The organism is Streptomyces sp. NPDC015131 (assembly GCF_043079975.1).
Classification (GTDB): Bacteria; Actinomycetota; Actinomycetes; order Streptomycetales; family Streptomycetaceae; genus Streptomyces.
On the sequence record NZ_JBIBVB010000005.1, the window covers coordinates 536,910 to 549,015 of the forward strand.

The following is a 12,106-nucleotide window of genomic DNA, read 5'->3' on the forward strand; positions in this document are numbered from 1 at the left end:
ACGGTGGTCGTCCGGTCGGCGGTACGGGCCCGCTGGGGTCCCCGACTTCCGGTGCGCCGGCCGCCACCATCCCAGGATGGTTCTCGTGGCGCTGGCCGCCCTGCTGGCCCTGCTCCCCCACCCCGCGCCCGCCGCTGCCGCCGATGCCGGAGGGCGGGGCGGGGCGGCGGCCGAGGTGGCGCGGCTGTACGACGAGGCCGCCCGCGCCACCGAGGCGTACGAGCAGGGGCGGCGCGCGGCGGCCGTGCAGCGGACGCTGGCCGGCCGCCTCCAGCGGGCGCTGGCCGTGAAGCGGCGCGAACTGGCGGGGCTCAACGACCGGATGGGCGAGGTGGCCCGGGCGCAGTACCGGTCGGGCGGCTCGGCGGGGCTGGCGGCGCGGCTGCTGCTGGGCGACGACGCCGACGAGGTGATCCGGGCGGAACAGGTCGCGCGGCAGGCGGACCGGGTGGTGAACCGGCTCATGCGGCGCACCAGGGAGGCGGAGGGGCGGCTGGCCCGGGCGGAGGGCGAGGCCCGGGCGGCGTGGCGGGACCTGGACGCCCGGAGCAGGCGGCTGGCCGCGATCCGGAAAGGCGTCGAGACACGGTTGGAGCGGGCCCAGTGGCGGCTCCAGGCGGAGGCGGACCAGAAGGCGGCGTCGGGCCGGTGCGGGGGAGCGGCACCGGCCGGCCCGGCACCGGGTACGGGGAGCGGCTCGGGGGCGGGTGCGGCGAGCGGCCCGGCACTGGGTACGGCGAGTGGCCCGGGGGCGGGTTCGGGGAGTGGCTCGGGGGCGGGTTCGGGGAGCGGTCCGCGTGCGGGTGGCGGCGGGCGGTGGGTGGCGCCGGTGGAGGGGTATGCCCTGTCCGCCGGTTTCGCCCGGGCGGGCGCGCACTGGGCGCACCGGCACACGGGGCAGGACTTCGCGGTGCCCGTCGGCACGCCGGTGCGGTCCATCGGCGCGGGGCGGGTGGAGTCGGTGTCCTGCGGCGGCGGGTTCGGGATCCAGGTGGTGGTGCGCCACGCGGGCGGCTGGTACTCGCAGTACGCCCACCTCGCCGCGCCCGCCGTGACGCCGGGCCGGCCGGTCGCGGCCGGTCAGCCGATCGGGCGCTCGGGCAACACGGGCAACTCGACGGGACCGCACCTCCACTTCGAGGTGCGGCTGACCCCGTACATGGGCTCGGCGGTCGACCCGGTGCGCTGGCTGGCCGAGCACGGGGTCCGGCTGGGCCCGACGCCATGACCGGCCACGCCACCACCGCCGCCGCGTCAGGCGGTCGCGCCGAGGATGTCCTCGATGATCCGGGCGACACCGTCGTCGTTGTTGGCGACGGTACGGCCGGAGGCGGCGGCGACGACGTCCGGGTGCGCGTTCCCCATGGCGTACGACCGGCCCGCCCAGGACAGCATCTCGATGTCGTTCGGCATGTCCCCGAAGGCCACCACCTCGTCGGCGGAGATCCCGCGCTCGGCGCAGCAGAGGGCGAGCGTGCTCGCCTTGGAGACGCCGAGGCCGCTGACCTCCAGCAGGGCGCTGGGGCTGGAGCGGGTGATGCTCGCGCGGTCGCCGGCGGCGGTGCGGGCCAGCGCGAGGAAGCCGTCCGGGGTGAGGTCGGTGTGGTGGGCGAGCAGCTTCAGCACCGGCGCGCCGGACCCGGGCTCGTCCTCGTGCAGCAGCTTTTCGGCCGGGGCGACGGTGGCGGCCGGGTCGCGCCAGAGCGGCGGGTAGTCCGGCTCGAAGTGGAAGCCGGTGGTCAGCTCGACGGCGAAGTGGGTGCCGGGCGCCTCGCGGCGCAGGGTGCGGACGACGTCGAGGGCGGTCTCCCGCTCCAGCGGGCGGACCTCCAGGAGCCGGCCCCCGGAGTGCAGGTCCACGACGGCGGCGCCGTTGGCGCAGATGGCCAGGCCGTGGCCGTGCACATGGTCGCTGACGACGCCCATCCAGCGGGCGGGGCGGCCGGTGACGAAGAAGACCTCGATCCCCGCCTCCTCGGCGGCGGCGAGCGCCGCGACCGTCCGGTGGGAGACGGACTTGTCGTCGCGCAGAAGCGTTCCGTCCAGATCGGTGGCGATCAGCCGGGGGCGTCCTGGGACGGGGGGCCGGGAGGGGGGAGAGGTCGCTGAGGTCACCCGGCCATTGTCCCGTACCGGGTGCACGGGCGTGCGGATAGCCGCACATCTGAGCCGGTGGGTGGGGGCGGAGGCACCGCGAGTGGGTGTCGGAGGCACACCGTAGGCTCGTCGTATGCGTCTGAGCACCGTGATTCTCCCCATCCGCCGCTGGCACGAGGGTGGCCGCGAGGCGTGGCTGCGGGCCGAGCGGCTGGGTTTCCACACCGCGTACAGCTACGACCACCTGTCGTGGCGGGAGCCGTTCCGCGACGGGCCGTGGTTCGGCGCGATACCGACCCTGACGGCGGCGGCGACCGCGACCGAGCGGCTCCGCCTGGGCACGCTGGTGACCTCGCCCAACTTCCGGCACCCGGTCACGCTCGCCAAGGAGCTGATCTCGCTGGACGACGTCTCCGGCGGCCGGGTCACGCTGGGCATCGGCGCCGGGGGCAATGGCTTCGACGCGACGGCGCTCGGGCAGGAGGCGTGGACCCCGCGCGAGCGGGCGGACCGGTTCGCCGAGTTCGTCCCGCTGCTGGACCGGCTGCTGACGGAGGCGTCGGTGTCGCACCGGGGGGCGTTCTACTCGGCGGACGAGGCGCGGAACGTGCCGGGCTGCGTCCAGCGGCCCCGGCTGCCGTTCGCCGTCGCCGCGACGGGCCCGCGCGGGATGCGGCTGGCGGCCCGGCACGGGCAGGCGTGGGTGACGACCGGGGACCCGAAGCTGTTCGAGGCGGGTACGCCGGAGCAGTCGTGGGAGGCGCTGCGGGGGCAGGTGGCGAGGCTGGGCGAGGCGTGCGCGGCGGAGGGCCGGGACGCGGGGAAGCTGGAGCGCGTCCTGCTGACCGGCTTCACCCCGGACCGTCCGCTGGAGTCGCTGGACGCCTTCGTGGACTTCGCCGGCCGCCACCGCGAGCTGGGCTTCACCGAGATCGTGGTGCACGCGCCCATCGCGGACACGATGTTCGCCGCCGACGAGGCGGTGTACGAGCGGATCGCCACCGAGGCCCTGGCGCAGCTCGGTGATCCGGGCCTGACCAACCGGTCCCGGGCCTGACCGGGCGGCGCGGGTGCCCTACGCGCCGGGGAGGCGCAGGTAGGCGGGCGGGACGGCGTCGGTGAGCCAGACCCCGTTGGCGCTCACCCGGAAGGTGTGGCCGTCCCGGTGCATGGCGGCGGCGTCCACGGAGAGCACCACCGGCCGGCCGCGCCGGGCGCCGACCCGGGTCGCCGTCTCGCGGTCCGGCGACAGGTGGACGTGGTGGCGGGCCATCGGGCGCAGCCCCTCGGCGCGGATCGCCGGAAGGGCGCGGGCCACGGTCCCGTGGTAGAGGTACGCGGGCGGTTCGGCGGCCGGCAGGGCGAGGTCCACCTCCACGGTGTGGCCCTGGTTGGCGCGGATCCGGCCGCCCTCGACGGTGAAGCGGCGCTTGTCGTTGACGGCCACCACATGATCCAGTTCAGTGCGGCTGATCGGCATGCCGTGCTCCGCCGCCGCGCGCAGCAGGTCGTCGACGGCGACCCAGCCGTTGGCGTCGAGGACCAGCCCGATGCGCTCCGGCTGGTGGCGCAGGTGCCGGGAGAGGTACTTCGACACCTTTACGGTGCGCCGGTCGGCGTCCCCCGCCCGTCCGGTGCCGCTCGTGCCGTGACTGCCGCTTGTGCCACTTGTGCCGCTCATGCCGTGACTGCCGCTCGTGTCGTTCATGGTTCCGTCAGGGTGGCAGGAATCACGTCGGCGACGCCAGGGAAATTTCGGCGCCGAGGTTTGATCCACAAGCAACTCGCGTTATCCACAGAGGAATTGATTATTCTGTGGACAACTACCCTGTGAAACCATGGCTTTTAGCCAATATGACTACTTTTCCGTGTGGTTGGCGCCAGCGCATCCAACCTCCGTGCCTGCACCTCCCGTTCCGTCGCCGCCGTGATGAACGCCGGAGTGTCCTCCGGCCCAACCAGGGCCTGTACGGCGCGGATCGTCCGGTCGGGCAGGGGCACGGCCCGCGTTCCGCTCGGCTCCTGGGCCGTCGATCCGGCCGGCCCGGGCGAGAGGCTCTGCCGGAGGTGACGGGTGGCGAACGTGCGCATGGCGCGGGCCAGTTCGGCGTCGACCGTCTGCTGGGCGAGCGGGCGCAGCCGCCGCACCAGCTCCGCCGCCTCCTCCGCCTCGTCGTCCGTGGGCGGCTGATGTCCCAGATACCGCGTGAAGACATGCTCCATGGTGAACTCCAGGAACCGGGTGGCGATGTGCTCGACCTGGCCGCGAACCTCCCGCAGATGCCCGGCGATCGAGAGCAGCGGGACTCCGGCCGCGTACAACTCGGCCGCCACGGCCAGCTCTTGCGGGCTCGGCACCACGAACTCGTCGTCCCTGCCCGGGACGCGCTCCAGGACGCCCAGCTCCACCGCCTCCCGTACCGCCTCCTCGCCCGGGGTCCCACCGAAGGCGGCGTCCAGCTCCTCCCGGGTGATCCGGCCCGCCTCCTCGTCGGTCCACGGGCCGTCCACCTCGGCGACCAGGCCCAGGACGCCGCCCAGGCCGCGGCCCGCGTCCCACGCCTCCAGCAACTCCTTGATGGACGCCAGGGTGTAGCCGCGCTCCAGCAGGTCGGCGATCTGCCGCAGCCGCGCGAGGTGCGCCTCGCCGTACACATTGGCCCGGCCGCGCCGCTCCGGTGTGGGCAGCAGCCCCCGATCCTGGTAGGCGCGGATGGTCCGGACCGTGGCGCCGCTGCGGTGCGCCAGGTCCTCGATCCGGTACTCCGCCCCGTCCGCCGGAGGCCGGGGCCCGGGCCGGGGGCGGGACCGGGGCGCACTCACAGCTTCGGCTCCAGCCGGGCCAGCGCCCGCAGCGCCCCCGGGGCCAGCCGGGACAGCAGCCGGGCGCCGTGCGCCTCCGGTGTCACCGGCACCACCGCCTCGTTGTCCGCCACGGCCCGCAGAATCGCGTCGGCGACCTTCTCCGGCGGGTAGTTGCGCAGCCCGTACAGCCTGGCGGCCCTGCGCTGGAGGCGCTTCTCCTCGCCGGCCGTGACCCCGGCGAACCGCGCGGTCGAGGTGATCCCGGTGTTGACGATGCCCGGGCAGACCGCCGTGACCCCGATGTCCCGGCCCGCCAGCTCGGCGCGCAGGCACTCGCTGAGCATGAGCACCGCCGCCTTGGACGTGCTGTACGCGGGCAGCATCCGGGACGGCTGGAACGCGGCGGCCGACGCGGTGTTGACGATGTGGCCGCCCTGCCCGCGCGCGGCCATCAGCCGGCCGAAGATCCGGCAGCCGTGGATGACGCCCCACAGATTGACGTCGAGGACCTTCCTCCAGTCCTCGCTCGTGGTGTCGAGGAAGGCCCCGGACAGGCCGATCCCGGCGTTGTTGACCAGCACGTCCACCGTGCCGTACTCGGCGGTGACCTTCTCGGCGAGCTTCTCCATCGCCTGCTCGTCGGAGACGTCCACCGCCTCGCCCCAGGCGTCCGGCGCCCCGATCAGCCGGGCCATCGAGGCCGTACGGGCGGCGCCCTCGGCGTCCACGTCGACCGCCACCACGCGCGCGCCCGCCTCGGCGAACGCGAACGCCGTGGCCCGCCCGATGCCGCCGGCCGCGCCCGTGACCAGGACCAACTGGCCGCCGAACCGGTCCGCGTACCGGCGCCCCGACGCGACCGGCTCCGGCACCTCCCCGCCCGGCTCCTCCTGCGCCGTCACGAACTCGGTGATCCAGGCGGCCAGCAGGTCCGGCCGGGAGCGGGGCACCCAGTGGCGGGCCGGCAGGGTGCGGCGCACCAGGCGCGGAGCCCACACGCCCAGGTCGTCGTACAGCCGCTCCGAGAGGAAGACGTCACCGGTGGGCGTGACGAGCTGCACGGGCGCGTGGGCGAAGGCGTCGGCGCGCGGTCGCCGCAGCCGCGCCCGCACGTTGTCCCGGTAGAGCCAGGCGCCGTGCGCCGCGTCCACCGGCAGCGACGGGGTGGGGTAGCCGTCGGCCGGCACCTTCTCGAAGCGCCGCACCAGCCCCGGCCAGCGCTTGCCGAGCGGGCCCCGCCAGGCCAGTTCGGGCAGGGCCGGGGTGTGCAGCAGGTACACGTACCAGGACCGGGCGCCCTGCCCGAGCAGCTGGCCGACCCGGCGCGGGGTGGGCCGGGTCATCCGCTGCCTGATCCAGTGGCCGAAGTGGTCCAGCGAGGGCCCCGAGATCGAGGTGAAGGACGCCACGCGCCCCTCGGTGCGCCGGACGGTGGTGAACTCCCAGCCCTGCACCGACCCCCAGTCGTGCCCGACGAGGTGCACCGGCGCGTCCGGGCTCACCGCGTCCGCCACGGCCAGGAAGTCGTCCGTCAGCTTCTCCAGCGTGAAGCCGCCCCGCAGCGGCTCCGGCGCCGTGGAGCGCCCGTGCCCCCGGACGTCGTACAGCACCACGTGGAAGCGGGTGGCGAGCCGCTCGGCGACCTCCGACCACACCTCCTTGGAGTCCGGGTATCCGTGCAGGAGCATCACGGTCGGCCGTGCCGTGTCCCCCAGCTCGGCCACGCACAACTCGACCCCGCCCGTGCGCACCCGGCGCTCCCGCGCGCCCGCCGGCCCCGGCCCGTTCGCCGCCGTCATCGGTTCCCCTCCCAGCGCCGCACGTGCGGCAGATCGTCGTCCAGCCAGAACGCGCTCTGCTCCGGGTCCCGGGAGTCGGTGACCACCAGGAGCTCCTCGAACTTCGCGCCCGTACCCCGGAATCCGAGGTGCGGTTCGACCGCCCACAGCCCCGGCGCCGGGGGGTGGTCGGAGAAGCGGTACGGGGACCACAGCGGCGACCAGCCCTCGCGGTGCCCGTGCAGGGCGTCGCTCGCCAGCCCCCTCAGGGCCCGGGTGCCGAAGCCGAACAGGGTCGGTGCCCAGCGGCTCTCCCGCACCCGGCCGACCTTGTGCGCGACGACGCCGAAGGGGTACGCGCGGTGCCGGTTGGCGTACCCCTGCCGGACCATCAGCCGGTCCACGTCCTCGTAGATCTCCCGCAGCGGGCGCCGCTCGCGCACCTCCCGCAGGATCAGCTCCCGGTGCGCGCGCAGGTCCGCGAGCAGCCGGTCGTGCAGGGGGTTGAGGCCCAGGCAGCCCGCGTACCCGATGTCGGCCGTGAAGCCCCGGTACACGGGTGCCATGTCGAGGATGAAGGGCATCCCCGGCTCCAGCCGCCGGTCCGTCGGGAAGAACTGGAGCGGAATCCGGAAGCCGGTGAACGCCGTGCGGTCGCCGAACCACGCGAAGGGCAGGTGGAACCAGTCCCGCACACCGCGCTCGCGCAGCCACGCCCGCTGCATGCGCGCCGCCTCGCGCTCGGTGACGCCCGGCGCGAGCTGCGCGGCGACCTCCTCCGCGCAGGCGTACGCCAGCCGCTGCACCTCGCGGAAGCCGCGCAGCTCCGCGTCCCGTTCCGCCGCACGCGACGCCGCTGTACCCGACGCCGTACCCGACGCCGCCGTAAGCGGCGCCGCTTTCGTCGTCCTCACCGAGGCCATGCCCACCCGCCCGTCCGCGCTGCCGACCTGCTGCCGTCTGTGCCGTGGTGCCGTGGTGCCGTGGTGCCGTGGTGCCGTGGTGCCGTGGTGCCGTCCGTGCCGGGGCGCGTACGTCCGCCGGCGCTTCCTACCCGCCCGTAACGTGCCACTGATGAATGTGACAATGCCCGGCGGCTGCGTCAAGAGCCGTGCGCCGCCTGTGGAGAACCGGCCCCCGCCCCGCACCCCGGGGCCGCGCCGCCCCCGACGCCGGCCCGTCCTCACGGGCCATGCCCCTACGGGCTCGTACGCCTGGAGTCGGACGCCGATCCAGCCGCCAGGTCTGACGACCGGTGTGTCCTGGACCACTACCGTCGAAGCCGTGACTGTGATCGCGACCGAAAGCCTCAGCAAGCGGTTCCCCCGGGTGACCGCTCTCGACCGGCTCTCCCTGGACATCGGGCCCGGTGTGACCGGACTGGTGGGTGCCAACGGAGCCGGCAAGTCCACCATGATCAAGATCCTGCTGGGCCTGTCCCCCGCCACCGAAGGACGGGCCGAGGTCCTCGGCCTCGACGTCGCCACCAGCGGCGCCGCCATCCGCGAGCGGGTCGGCTACATGCCCGAGCACGACTGCCTGCCGCCCGACGTGTCGGCCACCGAGTTCGTCGTCCACATGGCGCGCATGTCGGGCCTCCCGCCCGCCGCCGCGCGCGAGCGCACCGCCGACACCCTGCGCCACGTCGGGCTGTACGAGGAGCGCTACCGCCCCATGGGCGGCTACTCGACCGGGATGAAGCAGCGCGTGAAGCTGGCCCAGGCGCTGGTCCACGACCCGCAGCTGGTCCTCCTGGACGAGCCGACCAACGGCCTCGACCCGGTCGGGCGCGACGAGATGCTCGGCCTGATCCGCCGGGTGTACACCGACTTCGGCATCTCGGTCCTGGTCACGTCCCACCTGCTGGGCGAGCTCGAACGCACCTGTGACCACGTCGTGGTGATCGACGGCGGGGCGCTGCTGCGCTCCAGCTCCACCAGCGACTTCACCCAGGTGACCACCACGCTCGCCGTCGAGGTGACCGACACCGACGCGCACCCCGACGGCACCGCCGCCCTGCGCGAGGCGCTCACCGCGGCCGGGGTCACCCTCCACGCGCGCGTGGAGGACGGCCTGCCCGGCGCCGGGCACGTCCTGCTGCTGGAGGCGACCGGCGAGGCGACGTACGACCTGGTCCGCGACACCGTCGCCGGCCTGGGACTCGGCCTCGTCCGCATGGAACAGCGCCGCCACCACATCGCCGAGGTCTTCCGCCCGGGCCGGCCCGGCACGGAAGCCGGCACGAACCCGGCGCAGGAGGTGCCGACCCGATGAGCACGCCCACCACCCCCGGTGCGCGCACCGAGACGCGGATCCACAACATCGGCTACCGCGACTACGACGGCCCCCGCCTGGGCCGGTCCTACGCGCGCCGCTCGCTGTTCTCGCAGTCGCTGCGCGGCGCGTACGGACTGGGCCGCAGCGCCAAGTCCAAGGTGCTGCCGATGATCCTCTTCGCGGTGATGTGCATCCCCGCCCTGGTCGTGGTCGCCGTCGCGGTCGCCACCAAGCTGGAGGACCTGCCGCTGGACTACACCCGGTACGCGATCTTCACCCAGGCCGTCATCGGGCTCTACCTGGCCGCTCAGGCGCCCCAGTCCGTCTCCCGCGACCTCCGCTTCAAGACCGTGCCGCTGTACTTCTCCCGCCCCATCGAGCGGGTCGACTACGTGCTGGCCAAGTACGGCGCCATGGCGTCGGCGCTGTTCGTCCTGACCGCCTCGCCGCTGCTCATCCTCTACATCGGGTCCCTGCTGGCGAAGATGGACTTCACCGACCAGACGAAGGGATTCGCCCAGGGACTGGTCTCCGTGGCTCTCCTCTCGCTCCTCTTCGGCGGCATCGGCCTCGTCCTGGCCGCGCTCACCCCACGCCGCGGCTTCGGGGTGGCCGCCGTGATCGCCGCCGTCACCATCTCGTACGGCGCCGTCTCCACCCTCCAGGCGATCGCCGTGGGCACCGCCAACACGGGCGCGGTCAGCTGGCTGGGCCTCTTCTCGCCGATCACGCTCGTCGACGGGGTGCAGACCGCCTTCCTCGGCGCCACGTCGTCCTTCCCCGGGGAGGCCGGGCCGGGCACCGGAGCGGGCGTGGTGTACCTCCTCGTCACCCTCGCCCTCATCGCGGGCTCCTACGCCGTCCTGCTGCGCCGCTACCGAAAGGTCGGGCTGTGACCACCATCGACATCGACCACGTCTCCCGGTGGTTCGGCAACGTCGTCGCCGTCAACGACGTCACCATGACCATCGGCCCCGGGGTGACCGGCCTGCTCGGCCCCAACGGCGCCGGCAAGTCCACGCTCATCAACATGATGGGCGGGTTCCTCGCCCCCTCCACCGGCTCGGTGACCCTCGACGGGAAGCCGATCTGGCGCAATGAGGCGGTCTACCGCGAGATCGGCGTGGTGCCCGAGCGGGAGGCGATGTACGACTTCCTCACCGGCCGCGAATTCGTCGTCGCCAACGCCGAGTTGCACGGCCTGGGCGGGGCGGAGGCTCAGAGTGCCCTGGCCACGGTGGAGATGGAGTACGCGCAGGACCGCAAGATCGCCACGTACAGCAAGGGCATGCGGCAGCGCGTGAAGATGGCCTCGGCCCTCGTCCACGACCCCTCCGTGCTGCTGCTGGACGAGCCGTTCAACGGCATGGACCCGCGCCAGCGGATGCAGCTCATGGACCTGCTGCGGCGGATGGGCGCGGAGGGCCGCACGGTCCTGTTCTCCTCGCACATCCTGGAGGAGGTCGAGCAACTCGCCTCCCACATCGAGGTGATCGTCGCCGGCCGGCACGCGGCGAGCGGTGACTTCCGCCGCATCCGGCGCCTGATGACCGACCGGCCGCACCGCTACCTCGTCCGCTCCAGCGACGACCGGGCCCTGGCCGCCGCGCTGATCGCCGACCCGTCCACGGCCGGCATCGAGGTGGACGTGACGGAGGGCGCCCTGCGCATCCAGGCCGTCGACTTCGCGCGCTTCACCGAGCTGCTGCCGCGGGTCGCCCGGGAGCACTCCATCCGGCTGCTGACGGTCTCGCCCTCGGACGAGTCCCTGGAGTCGGTCTTCTCGTACCTCGTCGCGGCCTGAAGGGAGCCCTCGACCATGTACAACCCCACAGTCGCCCGGCTCACCTACCGCGCCCTCCTCGGCCGCCGCCGCGCCCTGATCCTCTTCGCCCTGCCCGGTCTGCTGCTGCTCATCGCGGCCGCCGTACGCGCCTTCAACGGCGCCGACGACCAGGTCGCCGCCGACGTCCTCGGCGGGTTCGCGCTCGCCACCATGGTGCCGCTGATCGGTGTCATCGCCGGTACGGGCGCGATCGGGCCCGAGATCGACGACGGGTCCATCGTCTACCTGCTGGCCAAGCCGGTGAAGCGGCCCACCATCATCTTCACCAAGCTCATCGTGGCCGTCGCCGTGACCATGGTCTTCTCGGCGGTGCCGACCTTCGTCGCCGGAATGATCCTCAACGGCAACGGACAGCAGGTGGCGGTCGCCCACACCGTCGCCGCGCTCGTCGCCTCGATCGCGTACAGCGCGCTCTTCCTGCTGCTCGGCACGGTCAGCCGGCACGCGGTCGTCATCGGCCTGGTGTACGCGCTGGTGTGGGAGACCCTGTTCGGCAGCCTGATCGCGGGCGCCAAGACCCTCAGCGTCCAGCAGTGGGCGCTGGCCGTCGCCGAGAAGGTCACCGGCGGCGGGCTGGTCGCCTCGGACGTGAGCCTGCCGGCGGCGGTGGCGCTGCTCGCGGGTGTGACGGTGGCGGCGACCTGGTACGCCGGCCAGAAGCTCCGCACGCTCACGCTGGCGGGCGAGGAGTAACCGGCACCGCTCCCGCCGAGCGGCGGCCGCGGCCACGGACCGGCACCGCTCCCGCCGAGTAGCCGCCGGGAACGGCCACGGAGGGCCGCCCGCGGTAGCGGAGCAGCGCGCCCCGAGGGGCCCGGTACGCGCGCGTGCCGGGCCCCTCCCTCGTACCACCGGCCGCGTCCGTCGGCTCCCCGGCCACGGCCCCCGGCCTTCACGCCGGGCTGACGGAGGGGCGGGCACACTTGCCGTACGGAGGAGGCACCCATGGCCGCTGACCACGGACACCGAGACGGGGACGCCGGGCGGGACGGCGAGGACGCCCCGGACGCGCCGGGCACCGCACCCCGCCGGAACGGCTGGGACGACGTCGAGCTGGACCACGACTTCATCCGCTCCGCCGGGACCACCGAACCGTCCGCCCGGGCCAGGATGCTCGCGGCGCGCTGGCGCGGCCGGCCGCCCGAGCCGGAGCCCTGGCGCTCCGACGAGCCGCCCGCGGGATGGTTCTTCAGCCGGGCAGGCCGAGCCGGCCGGGCCGGTCGCGCCCGCCGGGCCGACCGCGCCCGCCGCGGCGGGGGCCTCTTCGGGTGGCGCCGCCGCAGGGGGGACGGGCGGGACTGAG

At 74.2% G+C, this 12,106-nt stretch carries 12 protein-coding genes; 7 read left to right on the forward strand and 5 right to left on the reverse strand.

Annotated features, from left to right (window positions below):
- The first annotated feature begins 76 nt into the window (after positions 1 to 76).
- Complete coding sequence (locus ACF08D_RS22595) at positions 77 to 1,228, forward strand: M23 family metallopeptidase (protein WP_392224541.1); 1,152 nt, start codon at positions 77 to 79, stop codon at positions 1,226 to 1,228.
- 26 nt (positions 1,229 to 1,254) lie between these two features.
- Here ACF08D_RS22595 and ACF08D_RS22600 read toward each other — a convergent pair whose 3' ends face one another.
- Positions 1,255 to 2,115: a Cof-type HAD-IIB family hydrolase gene (locus ACF08D_RS22600; RefSeq protein ID WP_392224542.1), complete on the reverse strand. Its 861-nt coding sequence runs from the start codon at positions 2,113 to 2,115 to the stop codon at positions 1,255 to 1,257.
- Positions 2,116 to 2,230: 115 nt separating this feature from the next.
- On the opposite strand from ACF08D_RS22600, the gene ACF08D_RS22605 reads away from it, so the two are divergent.
- Positions 2,231 to 3,154, forward strand: coding sequence for an LLM class flavin-dependent oxidoreductase (locus ACF08D_RS22605; protein WP_392224543.1), 924 nt, complete (start codon positions 2,231 to 2,233; stop codon positions 3,152 to 3,154).
- 18 nt (positions 3,155 to 3,172) lie between these two features.
- Here the strand turns inward: ACF08D_RS22605 and ACF08D_RS22610 are convergent, their stop codons facing one another.
- The 4 genes from ACF08D_RS22610 to ACF08D_RS22625 all read right to left on the reverse strand — a co-directional run bounded on the left by ACF08D_RS22610 (position 3,173) and on the right by ACF08D_RS22625 (position 7,504).
- The gene (locus ACF08D_RS22610; RefSeq protein WP_392224545.1) at positions 3,173 to 3,805 is read right to left on the reverse strand and encodes an RNA 2'-phosphotransferase; all 633 of its coding nucleotides are present in this window, start codon (positions 3,803 to 3,805) and stop codon (positions 3,173 to 3,175) included.
- Positions 3,806 to 3,942: 137 nt separating this feature from the next.
- Positions 3,943 to 4,920: a MerR family transcriptional regulator gene (locus tag ACF08D_RS22615; protein WP_392224547.1), complete on the reverse strand. Its 978-nt coding sequence runs from the start codon at positions 4,918 to 4,920 to the stop codon at positions 3,943 to 3,945.
- Positions 4,917 to 6,701 carry an SDR family oxidoreductase gene (locus tag ACF08D_RS22620; protein WP_392224549.1) on the reverse strand — a complete coding sequence of 595 codons (1,785 nt, stop codon included), beginning with the start codon at positions 6,699 to 6,701 and terminating at the stop codon, positions 4,917 to 4,919. Before ACF08D_RS22620 ends, ACF08D_RS22615 begins: the two co-directional genes overlap by 4 nt.
- Positions 6,698 to 7,504, reverse strand: a complete 807-nt coding sequence (locus tag ACF08D_RS22625; protein ID WP_392224740.1) for a M24 family metallopeptidase — start codon at positions 7,502 to 7,504, stop codon at positions 6,698 to 6,700. The genes ACF08D_RS22620 and ACF08D_RS22625 overlap by 4 nt, the downstream gene beginning before the upstream one ends.
- Positions 7,505 to 7,964: 460 nt before the next feature.
- Between ACF08D_RS22625 and ACF08D_RS22630 the strand changes: the two genes are divergently transcribed.
- The 5 genes from ACF08D_RS22630 to ACF08D_RS22650 all read left to right on the forward strand — a co-directional run bounded on the left by ACF08D_RS22630 (position 7,965) and on the right by ACF08D_RS22650 (position 12,105).
- Positions 7,965 to 8,954, forward strand: a complete 990-nt coding sequence (locus tag ACF08D_RS22630; protein WP_392224551.1) for an ABC transporter ATP-binding protein — start codon at positions 7,965 to 7,967, stop codon at positions 8,952 to 8,954.
- Positions 8,951 to 9,853: an ABC transporter permease gene (locus tag ACF08D_RS22635; protein WP_392224552.1), complete on the forward strand. Its 903-nt coding sequence runs from the start codon at positions 8,951 to 8,953 to the stop codon at positions 9,851 to 9,853. Before ACF08D_RS22630 ends, ACF08D_RS22635 begins: the two co-directional genes overlap by 4 nt.
- Positions 9,850 to 10,761: an ABC transporter ATP-binding protein gene (locus ACF08D_RS22640; RefSeq protein WP_392224553.1), complete on the forward strand. Its 912-nt coding sequence runs from the start codon at positions 9,850 to 9,852 to the stop codon at positions 10,759 to 10,761. Before ACF08D_RS22635 ends, ACF08D_RS22640 begins: the two co-directional genes overlap by 4 nt.
- A 15-nt stretch (positions 10,762 to 10,776) precedes the next feature.
- Positions 10,777 to 11,496: an ABC transporter permease gene (locus ACF08D_RS22645; protein ID WP_392224555.1), complete on the forward strand. Its 720-nt coding sequence runs from the start codon at positions 10,777 to 10,779 to the stop codon at positions 11,494 to 11,496.
- 252 nt (positions 11,497 to 11,748) lie between these two features.
- Positions 11,749 to 12,105: a hypothetical protein gene (locus tag ACF08D_RS22650; RefSeq protein WP_392224557.1), complete on the forward strand. Its 357-nt coding sequence runs from the start codon at positions 11,749 to 11,751 to the stop codon at positions 12,103 to 12,105.
- Position 12,106: the final 1 nt, after the last annotated feature.

Coding starts and splice junctions, on each gene's coding strand:
- ACF08D_RS22605 (WP_392224543.1), top strand. CDS start 2,231: ATGCGTCTGAGCACCGTGATTCTCCCCATCCGCCGCTGGCACGAGGGT.
- ACF08D_RS22620 (WP_392224549.1), bottom strand. CDS start 6,701: ATGACGGCGGCGAACGGGCCGGGGCCGGCGGGCGCGCGGGAGCGCCGG.
- ACF08D_RS22595 (WP_392224541.1), top strand. CDS start 77: ATGGTTCTCGTGGCGCTGGCCGCCCTGCTGGCCCTGCTCCCCCACCCC.
- ACF08D_RS22645 (WP_392224555.1), top strand. CDS start 10,777: ATGTACAACCCCACAGTCGCCCGGCTCACCTACCGCGCCCTCCTCGGC.
- ACF08D_RS22635 (WP_392224552.1), top strand. CDS start 8,951: ATGAGCACGCCCACCACCCCCGGTGCGCGCACCGAGACGCGGATCCAC.
- ACF08D_RS22650 (WP_392224557.1), top strand. CDS start 11,749: ATGGCCGCTGACCACGGACACCGAGACGGGGACGCCGGGCGGGACGGC.
- ACF08D_RS22610 (WP_392224545.1), bottom strand. CDS start 3,805: ATGAACGACACGAGCGGCAGTCACGGCATGAGCGGCACAAGTGGCACA.